Annotated in this window: 25 protein-coding genes; 15 read left to right on the top strand and 10 right to left on the bottom strand. The window is 71.5% G+C overall.

Annotated features, from left to right (window positions below; genetic code table 11):
* Positions 1-100: 100 nt before the first annotated feature.
* Entirely contained in the window at positions 101-574 is a 474-nt protein-coding gene (locus ACFFCN_RS10915) for a YiiD C-terminal domain-containing protein (RefSeq protein WP_375491505.1), read from the bottom strand.
* A gap of 120 nt (positions 575-694) precedes the next feature.
* Between ACFFCN_RS10915 and ACFFCN_RS10910 the strand changes: the two genes are divergently transcribed.
* Positions 695-1,651, top strand: a complete 957-nt coding sequence (locus ACFFCN_RS10910; RefSeq protein ID WP_375491503.1) for a carbohydrate kinase — start codon at positions 695-697, stop codon at positions 1,649-1,651.
* 3 nt (positions 1,652-1,654) lie between these two features.
* On the opposite strand, the gene ACFFCN_RS10905 is transcribed toward ACFFCN_RS10910, so the two are convergent.
* Both ACFFCN_RS10905 and ACFFCN_RS10900 read right to left on the bottom strand, forming a co-directional pair.
* Positions 1,655-2,002, bottom strand: coding sequence for a hypothetical protein (locus ACFFCN_RS10905; protein ID WP_375491501.1), 348 nt, complete (start codon positions 2,000-2,002; stop codon positions 1,655-1,657).
* A 43-nt stretch (positions 2,003-2,045) separates the two neighbouring features.
* A complete protein-coding gene (locus tag ACFFCN_RS10900; RefSeq protein WP_375491499.1) occupies positions 2,046-2,675 on the bottom strand; it encodes a hypothetical protein in 630 nt (209 codons plus the stop codon).
* A 103-nt stretch (positions 2,676-2,778) separates the two neighbouring features.
* On the opposite strand from ACFFCN_RS10900, the gene ACFFCN_RS10895 reads away from it, so the two are divergent.
* Positions 2,779-4,239 carry a hypothetical protein gene (locus ACFFCN_RS10895; RefSeq protein WP_375491497.1) on the top strand — a complete coding sequence of 487 codons (1,461 nt, stop codon included), beginning with the start codon at positions 2,779-2,781 and terminating at the stop codon, positions 4,237-4,239.
* Here the strand turns inward: ACFFCN_RS10895 and ACFFCN_RS10890 are convergent.
* Positions 4,236-4,793 (bottom strand): low molecular weight protein-tyrosine-phosphatase, encoded by a 558-nt coding sequence (locus tag ACFFCN_RS10890; protein WP_375491495.1) that lies wholly within the window; start codon positions 4,791-4,793, stop codon positions 4,236-4,238. The genes ACFFCN_RS10895 and ACFFCN_RS10890 overlap by 4 nt on opposite strands.
* A gap of 68 nt (positions 4,794-4,861) precedes the next feature.
* Between ACFFCN_RS10890 and ACFFCN_RS10885 the strand changes: the two genes are divergently transcribed.
* The 5 genes from ACFFCN_RS10885 to ACFFCN_RS10865 all read left to right on the top strand — a co-directional run bounded on the left by ACFFCN_RS10885 (position 4,862) and on the right by ACFFCN_RS10865 (position 10,865).
* On the top strand, positions 4,862-6,352 hold the full coding sequence (locus tag ACFFCN_RS10885) for a TldD/PmbA family protein (protein ID WP_375491507.1): 1,491 nt from the start codon (positions 4,862-4,864) through the stop codon (positions 6,350-6,352).
* Entirely contained in the window at positions 6,349-7,764 is a 1,416-nt protein-coding gene (locus ACFFCN_RS10880) for a metallopeptidase TldD-related protein (RefSeq protein ID WP_375491493.1), read from the top strand. Before ACFFCN_RS10885 ends, ACFFCN_RS10880 begins: the two co-directional genes overlap by 4 nt.
* A gap of 170 nt (positions 7,765-7,934) precedes the next feature.
* Entirely contained in the window at positions 7,935-8,603 is a 669-nt protein-coding gene (locus ACFFCN_RS10875; RefSeq protein ID WP_375491491.1) for a type IV toxin-antitoxin system AbiEi family antitoxin domain-containing protein, read from the top strand.
* Positions 8,604-8,669: 66 nt separating this feature from the next.
* A complete protein-coding gene (locus ACFFCN_RS10870) occupies positions 8,670-8,927 on the top strand; it encodes a hypothetical protein (RefSeq protein ID WP_375491489.1) in 258 nt (85 codons plus the stop codon).
* Positions 8,928-9,080: 153 nt separating this feature from the next.
* Positions 9,081-10,865 (top strand): PKD domain-containing protein, encoded by a 1,785-nt coding sequence (locus tag ACFFCN_RS10865; protein WP_375491487.1) that lies wholly within the window; start codon positions 9,081-9,083, stop codon positions 10,863-10,865.
* On the opposite strand, the gene ACFFCN_RS10860 is transcribed toward ACFFCN_RS10865, so the two are convergent.
* Together ACFFCN_RS10860 and ACFFCN_RS10855 are read right to left on the bottom strand one after the other, a co-directional pair.
* Positions 10,852-11,430 carry an NUDIX domain-containing protein gene (locus ACFFCN_RS10860; RefSeq protein WP_375491485.1) on the bottom strand — a complete coding sequence of 193 codons (579 nt, stop codon included), beginning with the start codon at positions 11,428-11,430 and terminating at the stop codon, positions 10,852-10,854. The genes ACFFCN_RS10865 and ACFFCN_RS10860 overlap by 14 nt on opposite strands.
* 11 nt (positions 11,431-11,441) lie before the next feature.
* On the bottom strand, positions 11,442-12,068 hold the full coding sequence (locus ACFFCN_RS10855; RefSeq protein ID WP_375491483.1) for a nucleoside/nucleotide kinase family protein: 627 nt from the start codon (positions 12,066-12,068) through the stop codon (positions 11,442-11,444).
* A gap of 56 nt (positions 12,069-12,124) precedes the next feature.
* On the opposite strand from ACFFCN_RS10855, the gene ACFFCN_RS10850 reads away from it, so the two are divergent.
* Positions 12,125-14,092, top strand: coding sequence for a HelD family protein (locus tag ACFFCN_RS10850; protein WP_375491482.1), 1,968 nt, complete (start codon positions 12,125-12,127; stop codon positions 14,090-14,092).
* Here ACFFCN_RS10850 and ACFFCN_RS10845 read toward each other — a convergent pair whose 3' ends face one another.
* Both ACFFCN_RS10845 and ACFFCN_RS10840 read right to left on the bottom strand, forming a co-directional pair.
* Complete coding sequence (locus ACFFCN_RS10845; protein ID WP_375491480.1) at positions 14,093-14,866, bottom strand: hypothetical protein; 774 nt, start codon at positions 14,864-14,866, stop codon at positions 14,093-14,095.
* Between the two features lie 4 nt (positions 14,867-14,870).
* Positions 14,871-15,068, bottom strand: coding sequence for a hypothetical protein (locus tag ACFFCN_RS10840; RefSeq protein WP_375491479.1), 198 nt, complete (start codon positions 15,066-15,068; stop codon positions 14,871-14,873).
* A gap of 211 nt (positions 15,069-15,279) precedes the next feature.
* On the opposite strand from ACFFCN_RS10840, the gene ACFFCN_RS10835 reads away from it, so the two are divergent.
* Positions 15,280-15,576 carry a hypothetical protein gene (locus tag ACFFCN_RS10835; protein ID WP_375491477.1) on the top strand — a complete coding sequence of 99 codons (297 nt, stop codon included), beginning with the start codon at positions 15,280-15,282 and terminating at the stop codon, positions 15,574-15,576.
* Here ACFFCN_RS10835 and ACFFCN_RS10830 read toward each other — a convergent pair.
* A complete protein-coding gene (locus ACFFCN_RS10830) occupies positions 15,573-16,286 on the bottom strand; it encodes a hypothetical protein (RefSeq protein WP_375491476.1) in 714 nt (237 codons plus the stop codon). The genes ACFFCN_RS10835 and ACFFCN_RS10830 overlap by 4 nt on opposite strands.
* A 240-nt stretch (positions 16,287-16,526) precedes the next feature.
* Between ACFFCN_RS10830 and ACFFCN_RS10825 the strand changes: the two genes are divergently transcribed.
* The 5 genes from ACFFCN_RS10825 (at position 16,527) to ACFFCN_RS10805 (ending at position 22,328) form a co-directional block, all read left to right on the top strand.
* Positions 16,527-17,639, top strand: a complete 1,113-nt coding sequence (locus tag ACFFCN_RS10825; RefSeq protein WP_375491475.1) for a thiamine pyrophosphate-dependent dehydrogenase E1 component subunit alpha — start codon at positions 16,527-16,529, stop codon at positions 17,637-17,639.
* Complete coding sequence (locus tag ACFFCN_RS10820; protein ID WP_375491473.1) at positions 17,636-18,619, top strand: alpha-ketoacid dehydrogenase subunit beta; 984 nt, start codon at positions 17,636-17,638, stop codon at positions 18,617-18,619. The genes ACFFCN_RS10825 and ACFFCN_RS10820 overlap by 4 nt, the downstream gene beginning before the upstream one ends.
* On the top strand, positions 18,619-20,094 hold the full coding sequence (locus ACFFCN_RS10815) for a dihydrolipoamide acetyltransferase family protein (protein ID WP_375491471.1): 1,476 nt from the start codon (positions 18,619-18,621) through the stop codon (positions 20,092-20,094). The genes ACFFCN_RS10820 and ACFFCN_RS10815 overlap by 1 nt, the downstream gene beginning before the upstream one ends.
* A 206-nt stretch (positions 20,095-20,300) precedes the next feature.
* Positions 20,301-20,435, top strand: coding sequence for a hypothetical protein (locus ACFFCN_RS10810; protein ID WP_375491469.1), 135 nt, complete (start codon positions 20,301-20,303; stop codon positions 20,433-20,435).
* Positions 20,436-20,543: 108 nt separating this feature from the next.
* The gene (locus tag ACFFCN_RS10805) at positions 20,544-22,328 is read left to right on the top strand and encodes a thioredoxin-like domain-containing protein (protein ID WP_375491467.1); all 1,785 of its coding nucleotides are present in this window, start codon (positions 20,544-20,546) and stop codon (positions 22,326-22,328) included.
* A 36-nt stretch (positions 22,329-22,364) separates the two neighbouring features.
* On the opposite strand, the gene ACFFCN_RS10800 is transcribed toward ACFFCN_RS10805, so the two are convergent.
* Positions 22,365-24,587, bottom strand: a complete 2,223-nt coding sequence (locus ACFFCN_RS10800) for a SpoIIE family protein phosphatase (protein WP_375491465.1) — start codon at positions 24,585-24,587, stop codon at positions 22,365-22,367.
* A gap of 58 nt (positions 24,588-24,645) precedes the next feature.
* Here ACFFCN_RS10800 and ACFFCN_RS10795 point away from each other — a divergent pair, with 58 nt between their 5' ends.
* Positions 24,646-25,422, top strand: a complete 777-nt coding sequence (locus ACFFCN_RS10795) for an LLM class F420-dependent oxidoreductase (protein WP_375491464.1) — start codon at positions 24,646-24,648, stop codon at positions 25,420-25,422.
* Positions 25,423-25,449 lie beyond the last annotated feature (27 nt).

Here is a 25,449-nt window from a genome sequence, read left to right as displayed (position 1 = left end):
CGTCCACGTCGGCCCGCATGACCAACAGCAGGCTTCGGTTGCCGGGGTGCGCCCCCACTGCTGTTGATCACGGGGACGAAGAGGGGTCAGCTGCGGTGCGTCACCGGCCGTAGGGGCGCAGCTGGTAGTCGCCGCGGGTGCGGGCCACCACGGTGCCGTCCTCGCCGACGACCTCCGCCGCCAGCACGAACGGCACCTTCGCGCCGGTGGCGGCCTCGGCCCGCATGCGGGTGATCTCGTCGTCGGTCAGCGACGCCGATGCCGACAACGGTCCCCTGCCCGGTGCCACGAACTCGATCGACAGGTTCTTGACGAGCGGGTAGTGCGTGGACGCGTCGAACGTCGCCCAGTGCATCGCGCCGCCCAGCACCTCGGCCAAGGTGAAGGTGACACCGGCGTAGACGACGCCGAAGTGGTTGCCGTTGCCCTCGAACGGCACGCTCGCGCGCACGAAGCCCGGCCTCATCTCCAGGAACGTGACGCCCATCTGATGCGCGCGCGGGATCGCCTGCTCGAGCATGGTGTTCATCGCGTCGACCGCACTGCCGGCGGCGCCCTCATCGGATTCGGCCACCGCCGGATGCTATCGAGCAACCGCGAGTGAAGAGCGCGGACGGCAGCTGCGTTGCGTGTGCATTGCGGCGGCAGGCAGACTGCCGTGGCCTGATCACCACGAGACCGGAGCGGATGACCGATGCGCGCTGCACCGCCCGTCGCCGTGATCGGCGAGGCGTTGATCGATCTGGTCGAGGCCGACGACGACGCCCCGCGGCTGGCCCGACCGGGCGGCAGTCCGTACAACGTGGCGATCGGGCTCGCCCGGCTCGAGCGCGCCGCGGCATTCGTCGGCCGGCTGTCACACGACCCGCTCGGCACCGTCCTGCGCAATCACGCGCTGCGCTCCGGCGTCGACCTGTCCCTCTGCGTCGAGGCGCACGAACCGTCCACCGTCGCGCTGGTCGAACTCGCCGAGGACGGCAGCGCCCAGTACCGGTTCGGCGTCGACGGCACGGCCGACTTCCGGTGGACCGACGCCGAGCTCGCGGCCGTGGCCGCCGATGCCGCGGGTGTGCACTTCGGCTCGCTGGCGTCCTGGCTCGCGCCCGGCGACCGCGCGATCGCCCGGCGGGTGGCGCTGCTGCGCGACGCCGGTGTGACGGTCAGCTACGACCCGAACGTGCGCCCGCACCTGCAGCACGATCGCGCGGACGCACGCCGCAGCGTCGAGGCCGGCGTGCGGCTGGCGCACCTGGTCAAGACCAGCGACGAGGACCTCGCCTACCTGTACCCCGGCGAGCCGCTCGCCGAGGTTGCGCGGCGGTGGCTGACCGGCGACACCGCACCGTCCGTGGTCGTCGTGACCCGCGGCGGGGACGGCGTCTCGGCGTTCACGGCGCGCGACACGCTGGCCCGTCCCCCGGCGCCGAGCGACGTCGTCGACACCGTCGGCGCCGGCGACGCGTTCACCGCAGGACTGCTCGACGCATTGCTCGAGCGCGCGCTGTTCACGCCCGCCGCGCTGGCGGCCGTTCAGCCGGCCGCGCTTGCCGACGTACTCGACCACGCCTCGCTCGTCGCGGCGATCACCTGCTCACGCGCGGGCGCGAACCCGCCGCGGCGCCGGGAGCTCTTCGGCGCCGCAGCCGGTTGACCGTTACTTGCTGACCGCGGCCTTCGCGCAGTTCTGTGCGTCGGTCTTCGCAGCCTTCGCGTTGCCGCTGATGTCGTCGAGTGACTTCTTGTTGTTCACGTAGTCGTCGAGGTCGCTGCCCGTCGCATCCTTCTTCAACGCCTTCGCCACGCAGCTGACGAACGTGTCGTACTTCGCCGCGCCGACCGAGGTTTTCACCTGCGTGATCTCCGAGTCCTTCTTCAGCCTGCTCTCGACCTGCTGCTGGCTGACGCTGGCATTGCCGGTACTGCTTGCGCAGGCACTGAGCACGAGAGCGCTCGCGGTCAGCACGGACGCACAGACGTTGCGCACGGCACGGGCAGAGTTCATGCGTCCTCGATTCACGAGCGGAGCCGGTGGCGCACCGATCCCATCACGGATCGTCGACCGATGCGTCGTCGCCGGGCGGCGCGTCGTGGCGGCGGTGCGCGGCGTCGAGCAAGGCTCCGACGAGCAGCCCCGCGGTGATCAGCGGGATGAAGACGAACAGCAGATAGGTCCGCGTCGCCGCGCCGACGACGAGCAGCACCACCACGTACACGACGAACGGCACGACCGCAGCCGCGACGCACCGGGCGAGGACGTCACGGTGCCGTCGCACGAGCGCGACGTCCGCGGCGGTGGATCGCGGGTTCGCGGCCCGCGGAGGATGGGCGGACGCAGCCGCGTCTGCCGTGGGCGCGCTCTGCGGCGCCGCGACGTCGACGTCCGCGATCGGCTCGGTGATCACCGGCGTCTGCGCCGTGAGTGCCTCGGCCACCTGCTCGTCCACGGCAGGCGTCTCGGCTGTCAGCGCCGCGGACACCTGCGCGCGGGCCACGGTTTGCGCATCTGCTGCCTCGGCCACCTGCACGTCGGCGACCTGCACGTCGGTTGCCGGCGCGTCGTCGGCCACCGAGTGCCGGCCATGACGCACCGCGTCGAGCAGCACCGCAACCGGTGACTCCTCCGGGTCGGCACCGTCGTCGACGACGTCGTCGTCCGCTGCCGAGTGCCTGCCCATGGGTTCAGTCTCGCAAATGGCAGCCGTCAAGACGATCACTTCACGGCCCCCTCGGCGTGGCGTCTACACTGCGACCATCGCGCGGCGAAGCAAGGGAGAACACGTGAGCGTTCGCCACCGCCGTCGGCTCGTTCCCGCCGTCGTGACGGCCCTCGCGCTCGTACTGACCGGTTGCGCCGATGTCGTCGACGGCCGGCCCCACGCCGCGTCCGCACCGAACGCGCACCTGCAGGTCAAGGGCGCCGACGACGGCAAGTTCGACCAAACGGTGCAGAACGCGCTCAGCGACATCGAGGCCTTCTGGCGGCGCAACTTCCCGAAGGTCTCCGGCGGCAAAGCACTGACCCCGCTGAAGGGCGGCCTGTACTCCGTGGACGGGCTGCAGGTCGCCCGCACCGGCCACCTCACCGGCCCGGTGACGCAGAACGCCTGCGCGCAGAAGGACACCGCGTTCGTCGTCGACAACGGCGCCTTCTGCACCCTCGACGACTCGATCGCGTGGGACCGCGCGCCCACGCACCTGTTCGCGCAACTCGCCGACAAGTACGGCCCGTTGATGGTCGCGCTGATCTTCGCGCACGAGTTCGGCCACTCGATCAGCTACCGGCTGGGCGTCTTCGACCGCGACGACCTGAAGGTGATCGACACCGAGTCGCAGGCCGATTGCGCCGCGGGTGCGTGGGCGGCGTCCGCACTGAAGGGCGAGGACCCGCACTTCCGCAACACCACCCCCGCCAAGCTCGACAACGCACTCGAGGGCTTCCTGGACGGCCGCGACTCGACGCCGGACGCGCCGGACGAGATCTCGCACGGCAACGGTTTCGACCGACTCTCCGCGCTGGCGGACGGCATCGCCAAAGGTGTCACGTACTGCTTCTCGCCGGGTTACTTCGCGTCGCGCACCTTCACCGAACGCCCGTTCACCAGCGCGCAGGACGCGGCCGACAACGGCAACCAGCCGTTCGCCGACGTCGTCACGCTCTCGAACAACGGCTTGGTGCAGGACCTCAACCGCTTCTGGACGGCAGCTGCGAAGACCATCGGCAAGACCTTCCAACCGGTCAAGATCGCCGAGGCGAACCACCCGAAGTGCGCCGCGGACTCGGCCAGCGAATTCGGCTACTGCGCCGACGACAACACCGTGTATTTCAACCGCGCGTTCGCGCAGACCGTGTACAGCAGCCTGCCCGGCGTGACCAGCGACCGCACCACCGGCAACGTGACGCTCGTGTCCGACCAGCCCGCGGACTTCGCACTCGGCGTCCTGTTCGCGATCGCCTGGGGCATGGCGGTGCGTCATCAACTGTTCGGCCGCTCGCAGAGCGACAAGGCGGCGCTGCTCGCGGCCGTCTGTTACAGCGGCGCGTATTCGAAGAACATCAACATCGCCGAGGGTGCGCCCGGGCACGAGTTCACCCTCTCGCCGGCCGACCTCGACGAGGCGACGTCGGCGATGCTCGACCAGGTGGGCAAACCGGAGGCGTACGGCGCGCGCGGGACGACCGGCCTCGACCGCATCCAGTCGTTCGTCAAGGGCTACAAGCAGGGCGTGTCGAGCTGCTAGTCGGCCGCGGGCGCCGTGGCGTCGGGTACGGCCAGCGGCCGGCCTGACTCCAGCGCATCGGCGACGGCACTCAGCAGGACGACGCAGCTGCGCTCCACCTGCGTCAGGACGTCCGAGAAGCCGTTGCTGCCGCCGTAGTACGGGTCGGCGACGTCCGGCTGCTCGCCTGCCGACAGGTCCGGGTCGAACGCGCGCAGCAGCACGATCTTGGCCCGGTTCCCGTCCACGTCATCGGTCTCCGTTGCGAGCCACCACAGCGCGTTGCGATGCCCGCCGTCGAGGGCGACCACGATGTCGTGGGTGGCGAAGTCGGCGGCGGTGAACTGCTTGGCCACGTGGGTCGGCACGTCGTAGCCGGCGTGATTCATGGTGCGCCGGGCCCGGGCGTCCATGTCCTCGCCCTCGTGCCACGAGCCGGTGCCGGCGCTGTCGGCCTCGACGAGGTGCGCGAGTCCGGCCTGCTCGGCCTGCCGGGCGAATGCGATGTGCGCCGTCGGCGAGCGGCAGATGTTGCCCGAGCAGACGAAGGAGATCCGGACCGGCGCGTGCAGCATGGGATGCAGTCTCCCAGCCGGGGGCCTACGGTCATTACGTGGCCGACGTCGACGCCGCCTTTCTGGCGATGCCGCTGCGTGGGCTGGCCGGCGCCGCGCTCGAACGCGCGCAGCAACTCGGCGCCCAGCACGCCGACTTCCGCCTCGAACGCATCCGCACCGGCACGCTGCGGCTGCGGGATGCACAGCTCGACGCGGCCAACGACGACGAAGAGGTCGGGCTGTGCGTGCGCGTCGTCCACGAGGGGGCGTGGGGGTTCGCCGCGGGAATCACCCGCACGCCCGAGGCCGCAGCAGCGCTGGCCGAGCAGGCAGTCGCCACCGCGCAGGCGAGCCGTGCGCTGCGCGGCCGCGCCGTCGAACTCGCCCCCGAGCCGGTGTACGCGGACGTGTCGTGGGTGTCGGCGTACGACGTCGACCCGTTCACGGTGCCGGCGAAGCAGCGCACCGAGCGGCTGGCCGAACTGTCCGAACGGTTGCTCGCCGCCGACGGCGTCGACCACGTCGACGCCGCGCTCACCCAGGTGCTGGAGAACACGTTCTACGCCGACACCGCCGGCAGCATGATCACCCAGCAGCGGGTGCGGATCGAGCCGGAGTTCACCGCCGTGCGCGTCGACCGCGCCGGCGGCACCTTCGACACGATGCGCACCCTCGCGGCACCGGCCGGGCGGGGCTGGGAGTACCTCACCGGCACCGGCTGGGACTTCGACGCCGAAATCGCCGAACTGCCGGGGCTGCTCGCCGAGCACGCGAAGGCGCCGAGCGTCGAGCCGGGCCGCTACGACCTCGTCGTGGACCCGACGAACCTGTGGCTGACCATCCACGAATCGATCGGGCATGCCACCGAACTCGACCGCGCCCTCGGCTTCGAGGCCGCGTACGCCGGCACCAGTTTCGCGACGCCGGACCAGCTGCACACCCTGCGCTACGGCAGCGCGCTGTTGAACGTCACCGGCGACCGCACCGTCGAGCACGGACTCGCGACGATCGGCTGGGACGACGAAGGCGTGGCCGCGCAGCGCTTCGACATCGTCCGCGACGGCGTGCTCGTCGGCTACCAGCTCAACCGGGACATGGCGCAGGCCAACGCGGCACTGCTGGGCGGCACGGCACGCTCGAACGGCTGCGCCTACGCCGACTCGCCGAGTCACATCCCGCTGCAACGGATGGCCAATGTGTCCCTGGCTGCGGCGCCCGACGGCCCGGACCTCGCCGCGCTCATCGGCGGCGTCGAGCGCGGTATCTACGTCGTCGGCGACCGCTCGTGGTCCATCGACAGCCAGCGGTTCAACTTCCAGTTCACCGGCCAGCGGTTCTTCCGGATCGTCGACGGCCGGCTGGCCGGGCAGCTGCGCGACGTCGCCTACCAGGCCACCACGACCGACTTCTGGGGCTCGATGTCGGCCGTCGGGGGCCCGGCGACCTACTACCTCGGCGGCGCGCTGAACTGCGGCAAGGGCCAGCCGGGCCAGAGCGCGCCCGTCTCGCACGGCTGCCCCGCGGCCGTATTCCGCGGCGTCAATGTGCTCAACACCCGCGCCGAGGGAACGCGATGAGCGAGCTCGCGCAGGACATCACCGACGCTGTGCTCGCCGCGTCGGCGGCCGACGGCTGCGTCGTCGTCACTGCCGAGCACAGCGAGACGAACCTGCGCTGGGCCGCGAACTCACTGACGACGAACGGCCAGATGAGTTCACGCTCGGTCACCGTCATCTCGACGTTCGACCGGCGCGGCGGTACGAGCGTCGGCGTGGTCACCCGGTCGGTCGCCACCCCGGACGAGGTGCCCGAGCTCGTCCGCGCCGCCGAGGCCGCCGGCCGGGACGCGGAGCCGGCCCAGGACGCCGCACCGCTGCTGACCCCGGCGCAGCTGGGCGGTGCCGCGGAGGTGACCACCTCCTGGGACGACGACGCGGCACGCACCGATGTCGCCGTGTTCGACGCGTTGACGCCGCAGCTCGCCGCCGCCTTCGCCGAGTGGGACGCCGCGGGGCTGCTGCTCTACGGCTTCGCCGAGCACCAGATGACGTCCTACTTCGTCGCGTCGTCCACCGGGCTGCGGCGGCGTTTCGATCAGCCGACCGGACGGTTGGAGCTCAACGGCAAATCGGCCGACCTCGTGCGTTCGACGTGGTCCGGGCACCACACCGCGACGTTCGCCGACCTCGACGTGCCGCGGTCGCTCGACGCGTTGCGGGCCCGGCTCGACTGGTCGCGGCGCCGCATCGAGCTGCCGGCCGGCCGCTACGAAACGCTGCTGCCGGCGACATCGGTGGCCGATCTGTTCGTCTACGCCTACTGGTCGGCGTCCGCACGCGACGCCATGGAGGGCCGCAACGTCTTCGCCTCGGCGAGCGCGCCGTCGGGCACCCGGTTGGGTGAGCGGCTGGGCCCGTTGCCGATCACGCTGCGCTCCGACCCGTCCTACCCCGGGCTGGAGTGCGCGCCGTTCGAGATCGCGACCGCGTCGTCGGCCGGGACGCAGTCGGTGTTCGACAACGGCGCGCCGGTGCCGCCGGCCCGGTGGATCACCGACGGCACGCTGAGCGAGCTGATCAGCACCCGTGCCTGGGCGGCGGAGTCCGGCGCCGCGCCACGTCCCGGTGTCGACAACCTGATCATGGAGTGTGCCGGGGCGACCGAGTCGCTCGACGATCTCGTCGCGGCCACCGAACGCGGGTTGCTGCTGACCAGCCTCTGGTACATCCGGCAGGTCGATCCGCAGAACCTGCTGCTCACCGGGCTCACCCGTGACGGCGTGTTCCTCGTCGAGGACGGTCAGGTACGCGGCGCGGTGAACAACTTCCGGTTCAACGAATCGCCGGTGGATCTGCTCGGCCGGGTCAGCGGGGCGGGCCGCACCGAGCACACGCTCTCGCGCGAGTGGAGCGACTACTTCACCCGCACCGCGATGCCCGCGCTGCGGGTGCCCGACTTCAACATGTCGACGGTCAGCCCCGCGACCTGAGCCGGGCAGCTGCCCGGCCTACGTCCGCGTCCGCGATGCGACCTGGTACCGGACCCGCGCGGTGAGTTGATCTCCGCCGGCGCCGTCGTCCGGTGACAAGTCGCACGATGGTGGCTTCCCGAGCTGTGGATACCGGCGAAGGACGGAGAATCCGGTGCGACGCTGCGCGTGTGCGCGAGTTCCCGGCGATCGGTGCGGCGCAGTTCGACGTGTTCACCGCCGCACAGGCCGGCGTTGCGGGATGGACGTCGCACGCGCTGCGACACGCGGTGACGATCGGTCGGCTGGACCGGCTGCGACCCGGGGTCTACGCACCGCCCGTACCGCCGAGCGGGAACCGGTTCGCGGACGCCGAACAGCGCCTGCGCCACTGCGCTGTCGCGGTCGCCCTCACGAACCCGGGCCTCGCACTGAGTCACGCTGCCGCGGCGTCCCTGCGCGGCATCGCGTTTGTCGAGATCCCGACGTACGTCTGCGCGACGACGTTGCGCGGCCGACGCGGTGAGGTGCACGGAGTCCACCTGCACCGCGTGGCGTCCCTCAGCTCGGCCGTGCAACGCAGAGGACCGGTTGTTGCGACGTCCCCGGCACGCACGGTGCTTGATCTCGGTCGCGAGCATGGGGTGGACGCGTGCATTGCCGCGGGCGATTCGGCCGTGCGACTCGGCCTCACCACCGCGGCAGAGCTCGTCGAGACTGCCGACCGGTGCGAGCGCTGGCCAGGAATCGCTGCCGCGCGGCGCACCGTGTCTCTGGTTGATCCCCACGCCGAATCGGTGCTCGAGTCGTTGAGTCGACTGCGGATCGTGACGTGCGGCCTGCCGCTGCCACTCACCTAGGCGGAGATCTGCGACAGCAGCGGCCAACTGAGCGCACGGTGCGACTTCTACTGGCCGCAGTTCGGCGTGGTCGGTGAGGCAGACGGCTTCGGCAAGTACGGCCTCAGCGACTCCGTTCTGCGACACGAGAAGATCCGGCAGGGGTTGCTCGAGGACCTCGGCCTGATCGTGGTGCGGTGGGGGTGGTCGGACCTCGAGCCGTTCGCACCGACAGCAGCGCGGCTGCGCGCAGCGTTCGTGCGCGGCGCCCGACCGGACCGGGCACCGCGGCTGTGGCAGATGCGGCCGCCGTTCACTTCGTACCGGGCGGACGCGGCGAGCTGATCTTCGTCGGCGCTCGGAGCCGGTGCCAAGTGGCCGTGCCACGTCGTGACAGTCTGCGTCAGTTGGAACCAATGTTTGGCTCGCGTTAGGTTTTTTGGCGATCAGGCGGCACACTGATGCTCCCGCATCCCGAACGCCGCCGAGGTCCGCCGCATGAGCCGCACGCCCGCACCCCGTTCTGCCCGCAGTGCGACCCGCACCGCGGCCGGCCGCCTCATGGCGTCGGTGCTTGCCGTCGGGGCGCTGGTCGCCGCGGCGCTCGCCGTCCCCGGCGCGGCGCAGGCGGACGGCCCGACGACCACGACCCGCTACGCCGTCAACCGGCCGGTCTGCGCCGCCCCGAAGCACGCGGACGAGTACCGCTGCCTGGCGCTGCGCCGCGTGACCGTGCGCAAGGGCACGCAGGACGCCTACCGCTACTCGCCCTCGGCGAATGGCGGGGGCCCGGGAGGTGGCATCACCCCGGCCCAGCTGGCCGCCGCGTACGGCTACAACGCGAACGCGCACCGCACCAACCAGCTCGTCGCCATCATCGACTGGTACGACGACCCGGCCGTGCTGAGCGACCTGAATCACTTCGACGCCCACTACCACCTGCGGCGCGAGACCCGTACGTCGTTCCGCAAGGTCAACCAGCGCGGCCGCACGTCACCTCTGCCCCGTCGCAACCGCGACTCGTCCGGCGAGATCGCGCTCGACGTCGAGGCGGTGCGCGGCGTGTGCCACACCTGCCGGATCCTGCTGGTCGAGGCGGACGGCGCGCGCGATTCGCAGGTTGCCGCTGCGGTGAACACCGCGGCACGCATGCACGCCACCGAGATCAGCAATTCCTACGGCGGCCCGGAACGCCGCGTCGGTTCCGCGACGCTCAACGCCTACCGCCACCCCGGTGTGGTGATCACGGCGTCCAGCGGCGACGACGGGTGGTACGACTTCGACTACGCCAACGAGGGCGTACGAGCGTCCGGCCGGCCGCTGTACCCGGCGTCGAGCCCCAACGTCGTCGCGGTCGGCGGCACGACCCTCACCCTGGCGCGCAACCGCCGCGCGAGCGAGACGGTATGGAACGGCAACGGCTCGGCCGATCGCAGCGGCGCCGTCGGCGGCCGTCGCGGCGCGTCCGGTGGCGGCTGCAGCGTGCTCTACGCGGCGCCGGCCTGGCAGCGGGCGTACCGCGGCTACAGCGCGACCGGCTGCCGCGGCAAGCGACTGGCCACCGACATCGCCGCGGTCGCCGACCCGCGCACCGGTTACTCGGTCTACGACACCTACGGCTCGGGCGGCTGGGTCGTCGACGGCGGCACGTCGCTCGCCGCACCGGTCGTCGCGGCGATGTACGCACTCGCCGGCGGGTCCGGTGGCTCGGCATTCCCGGCGGCGTCGTTGTACGTCAACGGCACGCACCGCGCGTCGTCGCTGTACGACGTCACCGGCGGCGGCAACGGCTTCTGCGGCGGCGCGAGCACCGCATCGTGCGAACAGCAGACGGCGAGCTACACCCGCAACGCCACGAACAACCCGAACGCGCTCGGTGCGGGGCGGGTCGACTGCAGCTTCACGAGCGGCGCAGCACACCTCACCAGCGCCCCCGGGCTCTCGCACCAGTGCAACGCCGCCCGCGGCTTCGACGGGCCGACCGGTCTGGGCTCGCCCGCCCACGGCAGCGCCTTCACCCACACCAACCCGTCGGTCTCGATGACGCACGCCAAGGCCCGGCACAAGCACTCGACGAGGTTCACCGCGCACAGTCGCGCGCTGATCGCCGGCTCCCGCGCGGCGTACTTCGTCTGGCACTGGGGCGACGGGCACACGACCGTCACGCGCTCGGCACGCGCGCATCACCGCTACGCGCGCACGGGGAAGCGGACGGTCACGCTGACCGTCGGCGACACCCTGCACCAGGTCGTGATCAAGACCTATCGCGTCACGGTGCGCTGAGCGGGCGCTGGTCGAACAGCGCCAGCGCGGCGACGCTGTGCGCGTCGGCGAATCCTCCGTCGGCGACCATCGCGCGCACCTGCTCGGTGGCGAACCAGCGGTGCACCATGTCGGCCTCGGTCGCCTCGCGGTGCGCCTCGCCGGCTTGCAGGTCCGTGGCGAGGAAGACGTCGTAGCGCTGCGAGCTGTAGCCGTACGCCGCGAACAGCCGGCCGAGGTGGACGAGTTCGCCGGCGCGCAGTCCGGTCTCCTCACCCAACTCGGCGGCGGCGAGCTCGACCGGCGTGCCGGTGCGCCCGGCCGGCCAGGAACCCTGCGGGAACTCCCACTCGCGCCGCCCGACCGGGTACCGGAACTGCTGCACCAGCCAGAAGCCGCCGTCGGCGTACGGCACGACGACGGCGAAGTCGCTCTTGTCGACGACGGAGTACGTGCCGCGCAGGCCGCCGGGAAAGACGACGTCGTCCTCACGCACCGACATCCACGGCGAGCGGTAGACCTCCCGGCTCGCCAGCTGGCGGATGCCGTCGGCCGAGCTGCCGTCGTCCGCGCTGCCGGTGTCCATGCCGCCAGTGTTCACCGCTCGTCGGCGCGGACGACGAGGTCGGCATGCGCGCGCGTCGCCGAGACCACCCGAGCGTTGGCCGCGTCACTGCCCTGCGTTGCGCGCTTGGTCGCCCATTCCGGCGTCGCCCCGAAGCTCACGTGCCGCGCGATCAGCCGCGCGAGGCGCAGCTGTTCGTCGACCTCGACGAACCACACCGCATCGAGCAGGGTGCGCACCGCGTCCCACGGCGGCGCGTCGAGCAGCAGGTAGTTGCCCTCGACGATCAGCAGCGGCGCGGCGGCCGGCACGTCGACCGCCGCGGCGACCGGCTCCTCGCGGCTGCGGTCGAAGGCCGGCGCCCGCAGCGCACGTCCGGCGGCCAGCTCGTGCAGCAACGCGACGAAGCCGTCCGCGTCGAACGTCCGCGGGGTGCCCCGCTCGCCGACCCAGCCGTGCTCGGCGAGCACCGCGGTCGGCAGGTGGAACCCGTCCATCGGGACGACCACCGACCCGGTCACCTGCTCGGCGAGCCGGGCGGCCAGCGTCGACTTGCCCGCGGCCGGCGCGCCGGCGAGGCCGAGCAGTGCCCGCCCGGGCGCCGCGGCCAGCGCTATCGCACGGCGCACCGCCGTCGCTGCGTCGATCACCTCGGGCACCGGTCCAGCCTCGCACGGATAAATCGGTTGGCCCGCGCGCGTAAAGTCGAGCGACCGTGGCCGACGACGCAGTGCTGAGCGCCGAACGCGCGCACCTGGACCTCGCCCGGGAATGCCTGATCGCGATGCGCGCGTCCGCCGAGCGCATCGCGGACTACGGCGTCGACGAGCTGTCCGCGTTCGCGCTCGGCCGGATCCGCGCCGACCGGCTGGCCGCCCTGGACGCCGAACCGGACGCCCCGCCGTTCTTCGGCCGCACCGACCGCGATCCCGAGGACGACCGGCCCGCGCCCGAGACGCTGCACATCGGCAGGCGGCACGTCCGCGACGACGTCGGCGACCCGGTGGTGATCGACTGGCGTGCGCCGATCGCCCGCGGTTTCTACCGCGCGACGCCCACCGACCGGCTCGGGGTGCAGCTGCGGCGCCGTTTCGGGTTCCGCGACGGCGAGCTGAACGCCTACGAGGACGAGCACCTCGACCGCGGCGAGGAGCTCGGGCTGGCGTCGGACCTGCTGCGCGCCGAGATCGAACGCCCGCGCGTCGGGCCGATGCGCGACATCGTCGCGACGATCCAGCCCGACCAGGACGAGTTCGTGCGCGCCGACCTCGACACGTCGCTGTGCATCCAGGGCGCGCCCGGCACGGGCAAGACGGCGGTCGGTCTGCACCGGGCGGCGTACCTGCTCTACACGTATCCCGACCGGCTGCGGCGCTCCGGCGTGCTCGTCGTCGGTCCGAACGACGCGTTCCTCGACTACATCGGCCAGGTGCTGCCCTCGCTCGGCGAGGTCGGCATCACGCAGAGCACCGTCGGCGAGCTGCTCGCCCACGAACCTCGCGGCAGTGAGCCCGTCGAGGTCGCCGTCCTGAAGGGCGACGCGCGGATGGCTGACGTCGCGCGCCGCGCGCTTCTCAGCCACGTCGCGAAGCCGGCAGAGGACGTCGTGGCGGTCGTCGGGACGAAGCGCTACCGCGTCGGCGCGCACCACCTGCGCCGCTACGTCGATGACGCACGCCGCGCCCTCGACACCGGGTTGCGGTGGTCGACCGCGCGCGAGCGGTTACGCAACCAGGTCGCCGAGGACGTGCGCCGGCAGCGGGAGGACGCCGGCGGTGCGCCCAGCGACGCCGAGACGGCGAAGGTCGCCCGCTCGCCCGCCGTGCGCGACTGGGTCGACGCGGTCTGGCCGCCGCTATCCGCGCCCGCGCTGCTCACCCGGCTCTACGCAGAGCCCGAGTTCCTGCAGCGTTGCTCGCGCACCACGCTGACCGACGACGAGCGCGCGTTGTTGGCGCGCGCTGCGCCCAGGTCGGCGCGGGCAACGAAGTGGACGCCGGCCGACGTGGTGCTGCTCGACGAGCTCGGCTCGCTGATCGACGGTGCCGACACGTTCGTGCACGCGGTCGTCGACGAGGCCCAGGACCTCTCGGCGATGCAGTGTCGGGTCGTCGCACGCCGCTGCCCGCTCGGTTCGGTGACCGTGCTCGGCGACCTCGCTCAGGCGACGACGCCGTGGGCGCCGGGCAGCTGGCAGGTGACGCTGGACCACCTCGGCCACGACGCGCAGGTGCGGCCGCTGACCGCGGGCTTCCGGGTGCCCGGCGAAGTGCTGGCGTTGGCGAACCGGCTGCTGCCGCACATCGCGCCGGAGGTGCCACCGGCCACGTCCGTGCGCTCGGGTGACGACGCGCTGGGCTTCGCGGGCCGCGCGCTGCTGGCCGAACAGGTGCGCACCTGCCTCGAGCAGGTGCCGGGCTCGCTGGCGGTGATCGCCGCCGACGCGGACATCGAACGCGTCACGGCCGAGCTCGGCGACACCGACGCGCGGGTCGGGGTCGTGGCGGCGTCCCAGGCCAAGGGCCTCGAGTTCGACACGGTGATCGTCGTCGAGCCCGCCGCGATCGTCGCGGCCGAGACCCGCCGCGTCGACGGGCTACGCCGGCTCTACGTGGTGCTCACCCGCGCGGTGTCCCGGCTGCGCATCGTGCACGACGACCCGCTACCGGCCGAGCTGCAGTGATCATTGGCCCGCGATCGGCGACAACCTCTTCATCCGCGCGCGCAGGTGCTTGGCATAGAACACGGCCTTGCGGTACTTGATGGTCATCGGCTTGCGCCCGACCCAGTCACGCTCGGTCCGCTTGGCAGTGAGGTCGTAGAACCACGAGCTCAGCACGCCCTTGCCGTCCCAGGGACGTTCCAAGGAACACGGCAGGAAGGCGGCCTTGCGGTCCGGACCGTAGTAGATCGATGTCGTACCCGATGTCGCCGCTTCTTCGGCGTCCGAATCAGGAGGTCGGTAGGCCAGCAGGGTCAGCTCGTCGGCGAGGTCGCCGCAGTCCACGAGCTGGAGCGTGACGTCGACGTCCGCCGGCTCGGGCTGACCGCGGATCACCGCCACTGCGACCAGCGCGATCGGCTCGCCGTCGGTGCCGAGGACACAGATCCGCCGCCAGTGCTCCACGCTCGTCGGGTTGGGTTCGAGCGGCGCGTTGACCCAGAAGGCGAGCTGCAATCGGAACGACGTGTCGAGCAGCAGCACGTCCGCGAGTGGGCCGCCGCCGTCGATGGTCGACGCTGCGCGGCGGGCGACATCCACCACCTCGGCCGCCGACCACTCACCCGGCAGGACGCGCAGGACCGGGCCGCCGAGCATGCCGGCGGCGTGCAGCTCGGCCTCGTCGAACCGGCCGAGTTCGACGCGCTTTCCCGGCCCGCAGCCGTCGAACATCGCCTGGATGCGTGGCGGCAAGCCGTCGGGCTCACCTCCCTCGTCGCCTTTCGTCGGACTCATCGGTTCAGACCCCCTGGACGGCGCCGAAACGCAACGCGACGAACACCAAGAAACTGCAGAGCACGAAGCCGAACAGGCCGACGCCACGCCACGAACTCTTCGGACCCCCGTTGCGGGCCCGCGCGAACGCGCCGACCGAGACGGCGAGAAATATCAGCGCGAGCGCCCCGAAGGCGATGGCTTCCTGGTCTGCTTTCGACATACCTGTCCGAAGTACGGGATCAACCGGTCAACGGATGATCTTTGCGCGGAGACGATACCTCCGATGCCGTCGGCGCATACCGACCCGGACGCCCCGGTGCTGCGCTCTCGGCGCGGCGACGTGCGTGGCGACGCGGCGTGCCGGGTAATCACACAGTTCCGGCAGGCAGGCTGCAGGTTCCACGCAGCGAAACGACAAGTGGGGGCACACCATGGGATTCCTCGACGACGCCCGGGCCAAGGCCGAAGAGCTGGCCCGACAGGCGAAACCGCATCTCGACCAGGCCCGGGAAAAAGCCGGCCCGCTCGCCCAGCAGGCCCGAGAGAAGACCAAGGATCTCGCGGAGCAGGCCAAGCCCAGGATCGACCAGGCACGCGTGAAGGCCGAGCCCTACGTCGCACAGGCGCGGGAGAAGGCCGTACCGCTTGCCCAGCAAGCACGTGAGCGGGCCGAGAAGGCGGCGCAGTCGGTGCGCGACCGCAACAAGCCGCAGCCACCCTCGGCCTAGCCCGGCGTTCGGGTGCGCAACCGCCCGCGCAGGTGCTTGGCGTACAGCTGCGGCTGCACACGCTGGAGCACCAGCGGCTTGCGCCCGACCCAGTCGCTCTCGGTGCGCCGGGCGAACAGGGTGTAGGCCCACCGGTACATCACGGCGTCCTTCGCCTGCCACTGGTGCACAAGTCTGGTGGGCACGGTGGGCGTCTTGCGGTCCGGACCGATGAATGTCGTCTCGGTGCCGGACGTCGCCGCCATCTCCTGTGCATCACGTGCGTCGCGGTAGGCGAGGTCGACGAGCTCGCCGACCAGGTCGGCGCAGCGCACCAGCTCGACGGTCACGGGCAGGTCGGCCACGTCGTCCGCGGCCGTACCGGACAGGAAGAGCGCGACGTCACCGTCGGGTTTCAGAACGGTGATCCGGGCGAAGGTGCTCACGCTCGTTGCGTTGCCCTCGATCGGCTCGGATCGCAGGTATGACACCTGGCGCGCCCGATGCTCGTCGAGGTCCAGCACGGCGGCCAACGGGCCGCCGGCGTCGCGGGTGTGCTGCACCTTGAGCGCCAGTGACCGGACGGTCGCCAGGTCGAGCTGCTCGGGCCGGGCTGCGCGCCCCACACCGAGGACCAGGTCGGACTCCACGCACGACGTCAGGAAGACGCGCTCGCCTGCTGCGGCACGGTCGATCGCGCTCTGCAGCTGCGGACCGTCGGACGATGTCATCGCGTGCTGGCCTGCGCTGTGTGCACCATGGCGTGCTCTCTCGGCGCTGGCTGCATGTTGATCAGGTCGATGCTAGCCGCCCGATGCAACCCTGCGCGGTCGTGACGCGGGTCACGGATAAGGTAGGAACCCCTGGGTAGTCCGCCCGGTACGCCACCCCTGTACCAACGGATCACCCGGAGCGTTTTCGACGTACCGCCCGTGCGGCAACCCCGCCCGGCCACGACGCGAGGAGAACCGATGAGTGAGCACGTGCACGCCGTGAATCCGGAACCGGACCTCGTCCAGCTGCTCACGCCGGAGGGCCAGCGCGTCGACCACCCCGACTACCCGCTCGACATCACCGACGACGAGATCGCCGCGCTCTACCGCGACCTCGTGCTCGTGCGCCGCATCGACACCGAGGCCATCGCCCTGCAGCGCCAGGGCGAGCTGGGGCTGTGGGCCAGCCTGCTCGGTCAGGAGGCCGCGCAGATCGGCGCCGGCCGCGCGCTACGCCGCCAGGACATGGCCTTCCCGACGTACCGCGAGCACGGCGTGGCGTGGTGCCGCGACGTCGATCCACTCACGCTGCTCGGCCTGTTCCGCGGCACCAACCTCGGCGGCTTCGACCCACGCGAGCACAACTTCAACCTGTACACGATCGTGATCGGCGCCCAGACGCTGCACGCCACCGGTTACGCGATGGGCGTCGTGCGCGACGGCGCCGTCGGCACCGGCGACCCCGACCGGGACACCGCCGTGCTCGCCTTCTTCGGCGACGGCGCATCGAGCCAGGGCGACGTCAACGAGGCGTTCGTCTGGTCGGCGGCGGGCAACCTGCCGGTCGTCTTCTTCTGCCAGAACAACCAGTGGGCGATCAGCGAGCCGGTCGAACGGCAGAGCCGCGTCCCGCTCTACCAGCGCGCCAGCGGCTTCGGCTTCCCCGGCGTGCGGGTGGACGGCAACGACGTCCTCGCCTCGCTCGCCGTCACGCGCAAGTCGCTCGACGACGCGCGCAACGCGCAGGGCCCGACGCTGATCGAGGCGTTCACCTACCGGATGAACCCGCACACCACCAACGACGACCCGCGGCGTTATCGGCTCGGCAACGAGGCCGAGACGTGGAAGCTCAAGGACCCGATCGAGCGCGTCCGCGCGTACCTCACCCGTGAGGCGGCATACGACCCGAGCTTCTTCACCGACCTCGAGGACGAGGCCAAGCGGGTCGGCGAGCACCTGCGCAGCGGCTGCCGCGCGCTGCCCGACCCGACGCCGGAGTCGGTGTTCGAGCACGTGCACGTCACGCCCACCGATGACCTGCGCGAGCAACGCGCCGAATTCGTCGACTTCGTCTCGGCGGTTGGCGCATGAGCGCGGCCTTGCCCGCCATGACGATGGCGAAGGCGCTCAACGAGGGCATGCGCAAGGCCATGGAGGCCGACGACAAGGTCGTCATCATGGGCGAGGACGTCGGCCGGCTCGGCGGCGTCTTCCGCATCACCGACGGCCTGCAGAAGGACTTCGGCGAGCACCGTGTCATCGACACGCCACTGGCCGAGTCCGGCATCATCGGCACCGCGGTCGGCATGGCGATCCGCGGCTACCGCCCGGTCTGCGAGATCCAGTTCGACGGGTTCGTCTTCCCCGGCTTCGACCAGATCGTCAGCCAGGTCGCCAAGTTCCACAACCGCTCCGCCGGCCTGGTCAAGATGCCGATCACGATCCGTATCCCGTCCGGCGGCGGCATCGGCGCCGTCGAGCACCACAGCGAGTCGGTCGAGACGTACTTCGCGCACACCGCGGGGCTGAAGGTCGTCTCCTGCGCCAACGCCTCGGACGCCTACTGGATGATCCAGGACGCGATCGCCGACGACGACCCGGTGATCTTCGTCGAACCGAAGCGGCTGTACCACGCGGCGAAAGGCCCGATCGCCGACGCGGCCGACCCGCTCTACCGCGCCAAGATCGTCCGGCCGGGTACGCACGTCAGCGTCGCGGGCTACGGACCCACCGTGTCGACGCTGCTCGCCAGCGCCACCGCGGCGGCCGAGGACGGCATCGAGCTGGAGGTCATCGACCTGCGCACCGTCTCGCCGCTGGACGTCGCGACCGTCGTCGAATCGGTACGGCGCACCGGCCGGCTGATCGTCGTGCACGAGGCGCCGCACAGCTTCGGCGTCGGCGCGGAACTGGCGGCCCGGGTCACCGAAGACGCGTTCTACTCGCTCGAGGCGCCCGTGCTGCGGGTGACCGGCTACGACACGCCGTACCCGCCGAGTCGGCTCGAGCACGAGTGGCTGCCCAACCTCGACCGCGTCCTGGACGCCGTCGACCGCGCCTTGGAGTACTGATGGCCGTCCAGCAGTTCAAGCTCCCCGACCTCGGCGAGGGCCTCACCGAGGGCGACATCCTCAAGTGGACGGTCGCCGTCGGCGACACCGTCGAGGTCAACGACACGATCGCCGAGGTCGAGACCGTCAAGGCCGCGGTCGAGCTGCCGTCGCCGTTCGCCGGCGTCGTCACCGGACTGCACGCGGCAGAGGGCGAGACGGTGCCGGTCGGCACGCCGATCATCTCGATCGAGGTCGGCGGTGCGGCCTCGGCAACCGATTCCGACGTCAACACACCGGAGGATGCCCGAGCCGCGGAGGACCTCGTCCCGACCGTTCCCGCGCAGCCCGGCGTCACCGACGCACCGGCCCCCAAGACCGGTGCGGACGACGAGCAGCAGATGACGCTCGTCGGCTACGGCCCGCGCGCGGAGAGTGGCGGCCGGCGCCGGCGACGCCACGGACACCTGCCTGAGGCCACGGCCGCCGGCGCGCAGGTGTCGTTCAACCTGCCGCCGAGCGCCGCGGCGCATTCCGCACCCGAGCCGCAGGTCGAAGAGTCGGCGGTGTCCGACTCGGGGTCGGACGGCGCTGCGGTCCGCGTGCTCGCCAAGCCGCCGGTACGCAAGCTGGCCAAGACGCTGGGGGTGTCGCTGGCCGACGTCGCGCCCAGCGGACCGCACGGCACCATCACCCGCGCCGACGTCGAGGCTGCGTCGCAGCAGTCCGGCACGGGCGCATCGGTGACGCCGCTGCCGATACATCGCGCCGCGCCGGGCGATCGCGAGACCCGACTGCCGGTCAAGGGCGTGCGCAAGCACACCGCGGCCGCGATGGTCGGTTCCGCGTTCACCGCGCCGCACGTCACCGAGTTCATCACGCTCGACGTCACCGCGACGATGGACCTGCGCGACCGCGTCGCCGCGCGCCGCGAGTTCCGCGACGTGAAGGTGTCGCCGCTGCTGTTCGTCGCCAAGGCGGTGCTGCTCGCCGCCAAGCAGGTGCCGGAGATCAACGCGAGCTGGGTGGACTCCGCCGACGGCTCCGCCGAGATCGTCGTCAAGCACTACGTCAACCTGGGCATCGCCGCGGCCACCGACCGCGGGCTGATCGTGCCGAACATCAAGGACGCCGACCAGCTGTCGCTGCTCGAGCTCGCGCAGGCGATCAACGCGCTCACCGGCACTGCCCGCGCGGGCCGCACGGCGCCGGCCGACATGTCCGGCGGCACGTTCACCATCACCAATGTCGGGGTGTTCGGCGTCGACACCGGCACGCCGATCCTGAACCCCGGCGAGGCCGGCATCCTTGCGTTCGGTGCGGTGCGCCGCATGCCGTGGGTCATCGGCAGCGGCGCGGACGAGCGCCTCGAAGCGCGCTGGGTGACCCAGCTTGCCGTCTCGTTCGACCACCGCCTCGTCGACGGTGAACAGGGCTCGCGCTTCCTCGCCGCGGTGGCTGCGGTGCTCGGCGATCCCGGGATGGCGCTGCTCTAGGCGAGTTGCGCCGCGCGGGTGGAGCGTGCGCGCACGCAGCTGCTTGCACGTGTAGCCGTGTCCTGCTCTTGTGCGCGAGACCCGGGCCTGGCTCGCACAGCTGCCGCCACCGCAGGACCGATAAGTTAGGTGGATCACGGAACAAACCCGCAATTCGTTCGGTTGAGCAGGTAGAATTCTTTACGAAACACTTGCGAGGAGCCGAAATGCACGCCATCACCATCAAGATCCGCCACCGCCGCGACCTGCGCGCGTTCGAGCGGGCCATGCGCGACGCGTCGCCGACCATGCAGCAGGAGCTCGGGGCCGCTGCGGCGCGCTCGAACGTCAAGCTGATCTGAGCACCCCGACGTCGGGCCGATTCCCCTGCGGCCCGAACCGCAAGCCGCGCCCTTCGGTCTGCGCCACCGCGCAGGAACAACCACCCGGCGGCGCGGCTTGCACCATCCGTGAGCACGACCGGCCGTAGCGCCCGAGTCCGGGCCCCGGAACTCGCCGGGGGCGAGTGGCTCAACACCACGCGCGCACTGAGCCTGCGCGATCTGCGCGGCCGATTCGTGCTGGTCGACTTCTGGAGTTCGTGCTGCGGCAACTGCCTGCACGTAATCGACGAACTGCGCGGGCTCGAGGCCTCGCACGCCGACGTCCTGACCGTCGTCGGCGTGCATTCACCCAAGTTCCCGCACGAGCGCGAGCTGCGCGTCGTCGCCGACGCCGTGGCCCGCAACGAGATCGCGCACCCGGTGCGCAACGACCCGGACATGCGGCTGTGGCAGCAGTACGCCGTGCGCGCCTGGCCGACCCTCGTCCTCATCGATCCCGAGGGCTATGTCGTCGCGCAGGCGGCGGGTGAGGGACAGGTCAGCGGCCTCACCGCGGTGCTCGACGAGTTGGTCACCGAGCACGAGCGACGCGGCACGCTGCGCCGCGGAACGTTCGCAGACGTTGCGCCGACCGACACCGCGGCCGCCGACGATCTGCGTTTCCCGGCCAAGGCAATCGCGCTGCCCGCCGCTCGCACCGGCCGCGTTGCCGACTCGCTGCTCGTCGCCGACGCAGGTCACCATCAGCTGGTCGAGCTGGCCGCCGACGGGCACACCGTGCTGCGTCGCCTCGGCACGTCCGGTCGCGGCGCACCGTTCACCGAGCCGAACGGGCTCACGCTGCTGCCCGCCGGGCTCGTCGACTACGACGTGCTCGTCGCCGACACCGCCGCACACGCCCTGTTCGGGGTTCGGCTGGCCGACGGCGCGGTCGTGAAGCGCATCGACCTCGCCGCGGCATTAGCCGCCCTGGAGACGGTGACCGGCGCCGTCCCGCCGGTACCGTCGCCGTGGGACGTCGCCTGGTGGCCGGCGCTCGGCCGAGTGGTCGTCGCCGCGGCCGGCGTGCACCTGCTGCTGTCCGTCGACCCGACCGATGAGGCTGTGGCCATCCTGGCCGGCACCACGGTCGAGGGCCTGCGCGACGGCGACGCGCTCGACGCGTGGCTGGCGCAGCCGTCCGGCCTGGCCGTGGACGGCCAGCGCGTCTGGTTCGTCGACGCCGAATCCTCTGCCGTCCGTTTCCTCGACACCGCCGGGCAGGTGCACACCGCCGTCGGCGAGGGACTGTTCGACTTCGGCCACGTCGACGGACCGGCAGCGCAGGCGCGTCTGCAGCACCCGCTCGGTGTCACGCTGCTCGACGACGGGTCGCTCGCCGTCGCCGACACGTACAACGGCGCGGTTCGCAGGCTCGCCGGCGGCACACTCACCACGCTCGCGAGCGGGCTCGCCGAGCCGTCCGGCGTCGCGCTCGTCGACGGCACCGCATACGTCGTCGAGTCGGCGGCGCACCGGCTCACCCCGCTCGACGTGTACGCCGACGCAGCCGTCGTCGACGGCGCCGCCGAGCGCTCCGTGCGGCCGGTCACCGAGATCGCGGCCGGCGCCGTTGCGCTGCGCATCGTTTTCGAGCCGGCGCCGGGACGCACGCTCGACGACCGGTACGGACCGGCGACGGCGCTGAGCGTGTCGGCCTCGCCGCCGCAGCTGCTGCGCTCCGGGGGCGGGGACGGTGCCGAGCTGACCCGGGAGCTGGACCTCGCACCGGGTGCCGGGACGCTGCACGTGACGGCGCGGGCCGCGTCCTGTGACGACTCGGCGTGCTACTTGGCCCGCCAGGACTGGGGTGTACCGGTCCGCGTCGGCGACGGCGGCACGGCCACGCTCGACCTCGTGCTCAGCGAGTAACCCGGGGTGCTCAGCGAGTAACCCCGGGGTGCCGCGTCAGGGCAGGATGCGGATGGCGACCACGGCGAGGTCGTCCTTGTGGCCGGCTGCCGCCCCCGACAGGGTGTCGACGATCGTGCGCGGCGTCGCGTCGGCAGGTAGTTCGGTGGCGAGGCGGCACAGCTCGTCCAGCCCGGCGTCCATGTCCGGTTCCGGCGCGAACGAGTCGACAAGGCCGTCGGTGAAGAAGATCAACGTGCTGCCGGCGCCGAGCTCGAGGCACTCGTCCGGCGGGCGCAACGAGTCCGAGCGCAGCAGGCCGGACACGCCGAGCATCGGGCCGCGGCCCTCCTCCAGGGCACGGGCCGAGCCGTCCGGGTGCCGGACGATCGCCGGCGGGTGCCCGGCGCTGGAATAGCACAGCGTCGCGCCGCCCTCGTGCAGCTTGAGCGTCGCGTACATGCAGGTGGCCAGCACGTCGATGCCGCTGCCCTCGATCAGCTGGTCGACGGCGGTCAGCGTGTCGTGCGGCTCGGCGCCCGGCCAGCCGTAAGAGCGCACGATGGTGCTGAGCTTGCCCATCCGTGCGGCGGAGTCGTAGTTGTGGCCCATCACGTCGCCGACGACGACGCCGACACCGCCGTCGCGCAGCGAGAACACGTCGTACCAGTCGCCGCCCACGGCCGCTTCGTCGGCCGCGGGCACATAGGTGGCCGCGATCTGGAGGCCGTCGATGTCGGGCACCAGCGGCAACAGGCTGCGCTGCAACGAGGCGGTCGTGGCGCGTTCGCGCGCGTACAGCTGGGTGTTCTCCAGCATCAACCCGGCGCGCACCCCGATGTCGCGCACCAGGGTCAGCTCGTCGTCACCGAGCTCCGGCCCCGCATCGTCGGTGACGAGCGCGACGGCGCCCAGCGTGCCGCCACGTGCGGTCAGCGGCACGATCACCAAACTGCGCGCGCCGATCTCGTGCACCAACGCGGCGACCTCGGCGCTGAGGGCGCCCGGATCGGCGGCGAGCGCACCGGAGAGATCGTTGACCAGCACCTGGCGCTGCTCGCCGTGCAGTACCTGCCAGAGCGGGCTGAACTCGCTGAGCTGGCCGGGCAACAGCTCCCCCAGCCGCGTGACCCGCTCAGTAACCGCCGGGTCGGTGTCCGCCCGCTCGTGCACGATCCGCGGGCGCACCAGGTGGCCGAACTCGTCGTAGGTGTAGACGACGCACCACGTCCCGACCCGCGGCACCAACACGTCGGTGAGCAGCGAGACCACCTGGTGCGGCTGCTGACTGAGCGCCATGCGGGAGGTGAAGTCGGCCAGCATCGCCAGCCGGTCGGCTGCCTGCGCGACCTGCGACAGCGCGTCGTTGCGCGCCTGCTGCGCCTCGACCCGCGCGGTGACATCGGCCTGCACGCCGACGAAGTGCGTGACCTCGCCCGTCCGGTCACGCACCGGCGAGATGGACAACTCGTTCCAGAAGGTCGTGCCGTCCTTGCGGTAGTTGAGGAACGTCGTGGTCAGCGGGCGCTTGGCCTGCAGGCTGGCACGGATCTCGGCGACGATCTCCCGGTCGGTGTCCGGGCCCTGCAGGAAGCGGCAGTTGCGCCCGACTGCCTCGCCGAACTCGTAACCGGTGGTCGCGGTGAACGCCGGGTTGACCCAGACGAGCGGGTCGTCGGGCTGGTGCGGGTCGGTGATGGTGAACGACATGCGGGTGGCGAGCACCGCGCGGTCGCGCAGGTTGACCGCCGATTCCTGCGCACCGGCGATCATCTGCGCGTTGCGCGCCGGCAGGAAGACGACGAGCGCGAACGAGGACATCGGTTCGCTCGCGCCGGACAGCGGCAGGCCGAGCACCCAGAGCGTCTCGCGGGCATCGGTGGCGGCGGTCGACCGGCGCGCGGTGACGGCCTCGCCGGTGACCGGCTCGCCCTGTGCGATGCGCAGCAGCGATTCGACCCCGCCGCCGCGGGATTCGGCGCTCGCCGGGCCTTCGGCCAGGTCGTTGCCCGTGATGTCGGCCAAGCCTGCGGTCGCCGACCAGTCGTCGACAGACATCGGCAACTGTGCGTCGGGGGCCAGTTCGCGCGCGACGTCGTTGGCGAAGACGACGGTGCGGTCGTTCAGGTCGACCACGAGGATGCCGGTCGACGCCTCGTGCACCACGGTGGGCAGCAGCACCGAACTCAGCCCGCCGTCGCCGTCGGTGGCCCCGGCGCGTTGGGGATTCGCGGCGATCTCGGAGGCTGCCGGCGCGGCTGAACCCCCCGGCGAAGTCACTCGCCGATATTACTGACACGCAGCGACACCGGAAAGTCGCGCGCGTAACGTCGCGCAGGTGAGCGACAACGCGATCCGCATCGGGGTTCAGGTCCAGCCGCAGCAGGCCGACTACGCCGCGATCCGGGCAGCGGTCGGCGAGCTCGAGGACCTGGGCGTCGACATCATCTTCAACTGGGACCACTTCTTCCCGCTCTACGGGGACCCGGACGGCAAGCACTTCGAGTGCTGGACGATGCTGGGCGCCTGGGCCGAGCAGACGTCGCGGGTCGAGATCGGCGCGCTGGTGACGTGCAACAGCTACCGCAACCCCGAGCTCGTCGCGGACATGGCCCGCACCGTCGACCACATGAGTGGCGGCCGGCTGATCCTGGGCATCGGCTCGGGTTGGTTCGAGAAGGACTACGACGAGTACGGCTACGAGTTCGGCACGGCCGGTAGCCGGCTCGACCAGCTCGCCGAGGACCTGCCGCGGATCGAGTCGCGCTGGGACAAGCTCAACCCGCCGCCGACCCGCAAGATCCCGGTGCTCATCGGCGGCGGTGGCGAGAAGAAGACGCTGCGGATGGTGGCCCGGCACGCCGACATCTGGCACTCGTTCAGCGACCTCGACACCTTCCGCCGCAAGTCCGACATCCTGGCCGCGCACTGCGCGGATGCCGGCCGCGACCCGAACGAGATCGAACGCTCCGTCGGCACGCCCGACGGCGACCCGGCCGAGGTCGGACCGCCGCTGCTCGAAGCGGGGGCGCGGCTGTTCACCATCGGCGTGGGTGGCCCCGACTACGACCTCGGCAAGGCGCGCCGCTGGCTCGACTGGCGCGCCTCGCTGTAACCCGACGACCACCCGCCGCAAAACCCG

Source organism: uncultured Jatrophihabitans sp., assembly GCF_964246335.1.
GTDB lineage: Bacteria > Actinomycetota > Actinomycetes > Mycobacteriales > Jatrophihabitantaceae > Jatrophihabitans.
The sequence above is the reverse complement of the archived record's forward strand: the minus strand, read 5'-3'. Positions and strand labels throughout refer to the sequence as shown.

Bases quoted from the DNA above. Each gene is read 5' to 3' on its own strand.
- ACFFCN_RS10910 (WP_375491503.1), top strand. From the start codon at position 695: ATGCGCGCTGCACCGCCCGTCGCCGTGATCGGCGAGGCGTTGATCGAT.
- ACFFCN_RS10905 (WP_375491501.1), bottom strand. From the start codon at position 2,002: ATGAACTCTGCCCGTGCCGTGCGCAACGTCTGTGCGTCCGTGCTGACC.
- ACFFCN_RS10900 (WP_375491499.1), bottom strand. From the start codon at position 2,675: ATGGGCAGGCACTCGGCAGCGGACGACGACGTCGTCGACGACGGTGCC.
- ACFFCN_RS10890 (WP_375491495.1), bottom strand. From the start codon at position 4,793: ATGCTGCACGCGCCGGTCCGGATCTCCTTCGTCTGCTCGGGCAACATC.
- ACFFCN_RS10885 (WP_375491507.1), top strand. From the start codon at position 4,862: ATGCCGCTGCGTGGGCTGGCCGGCGCCGCGCTCGAACGCGCGCAGCAA.
- ACFFCN_RS10880 (WP_375491493.1), top strand. From the start codon at position 6,349: ATGAGCGAGCTCGCGCAGGACATCACCGACGCTGTGCTCGCCGCGTCG.
- ACFFCN_RS10865 (WP_375491487.1), top strand. From the start codon at position 9,081: ATGAGCCGCACGCCCGCACCCCGTTCTGCCCGCAGTGCGACCCGCACC.
- ACFFCN_RS10860 (WP_375491485.1), bottom strand. From the start codon at position 11,430: ATGGACACCGGCAGCGCGGACGACGGCAGCTCGGCCGACGGCATCCGC.
- ACFFCN_RS10845 (WP_375491480.1), bottom strand. From the start codon at position 14,866: ATGAGTCCGACGAAAGGCGACGAGGGAGGTGAGCCCGACGGCTTGCCG.
- ACFFCN_RS10840 (WP_375491479.1), bottom strand. From the start codon at position 15,068: ATGTCGAAAGCAGACCAGGAAGCCATCGCCTTCGGGGCGCTCGCGCTG.
- ACFFCN_RS10835 (WP_375491477.1), top strand. From the start codon at position 15,280: ATGGGATTCCTCGACGACGCCCGGGCCAAGGCCGAAGAGCTGGCCCGA.
- ACFFCN_RS10830 (WP_375491476.1), bottom strand. From the start codon at position 16,286: ATGACATCGTCCGACGGTCCGCAGCTGCAGAGCGCGATCGACCGTGCC.
- ACFFCN_RS10825 (WP_375491475.1), top strand. From the start codon at position 16,527: ATGAGTGAGCACGTGCACGCCGTGAATCCGGAACCGGACCTCGTCCAG.
- ACFFCN_RS10820 (WP_375491473.1), top strand. From the start codon at position 17,636: ATGAGCGCGGCCTTGCCCGCCATGACGATGGCGAAGGCGCTCAACGAG.
- ACFFCN_RS10815 (WP_375491471.1), top strand. From the start codon at position 18,619: ATGGCCGTCCAGCAGTTCAAGCTCCCCGACCTCGGCGAGGGCCTCACC.
- ACFFCN_RS10810 (WP_375491469.1), top strand. From the start codon at position 20,301: ATGCACGCCATCACCATCAAGATCCGCCACCGCCGCGACCTGCGCGCG.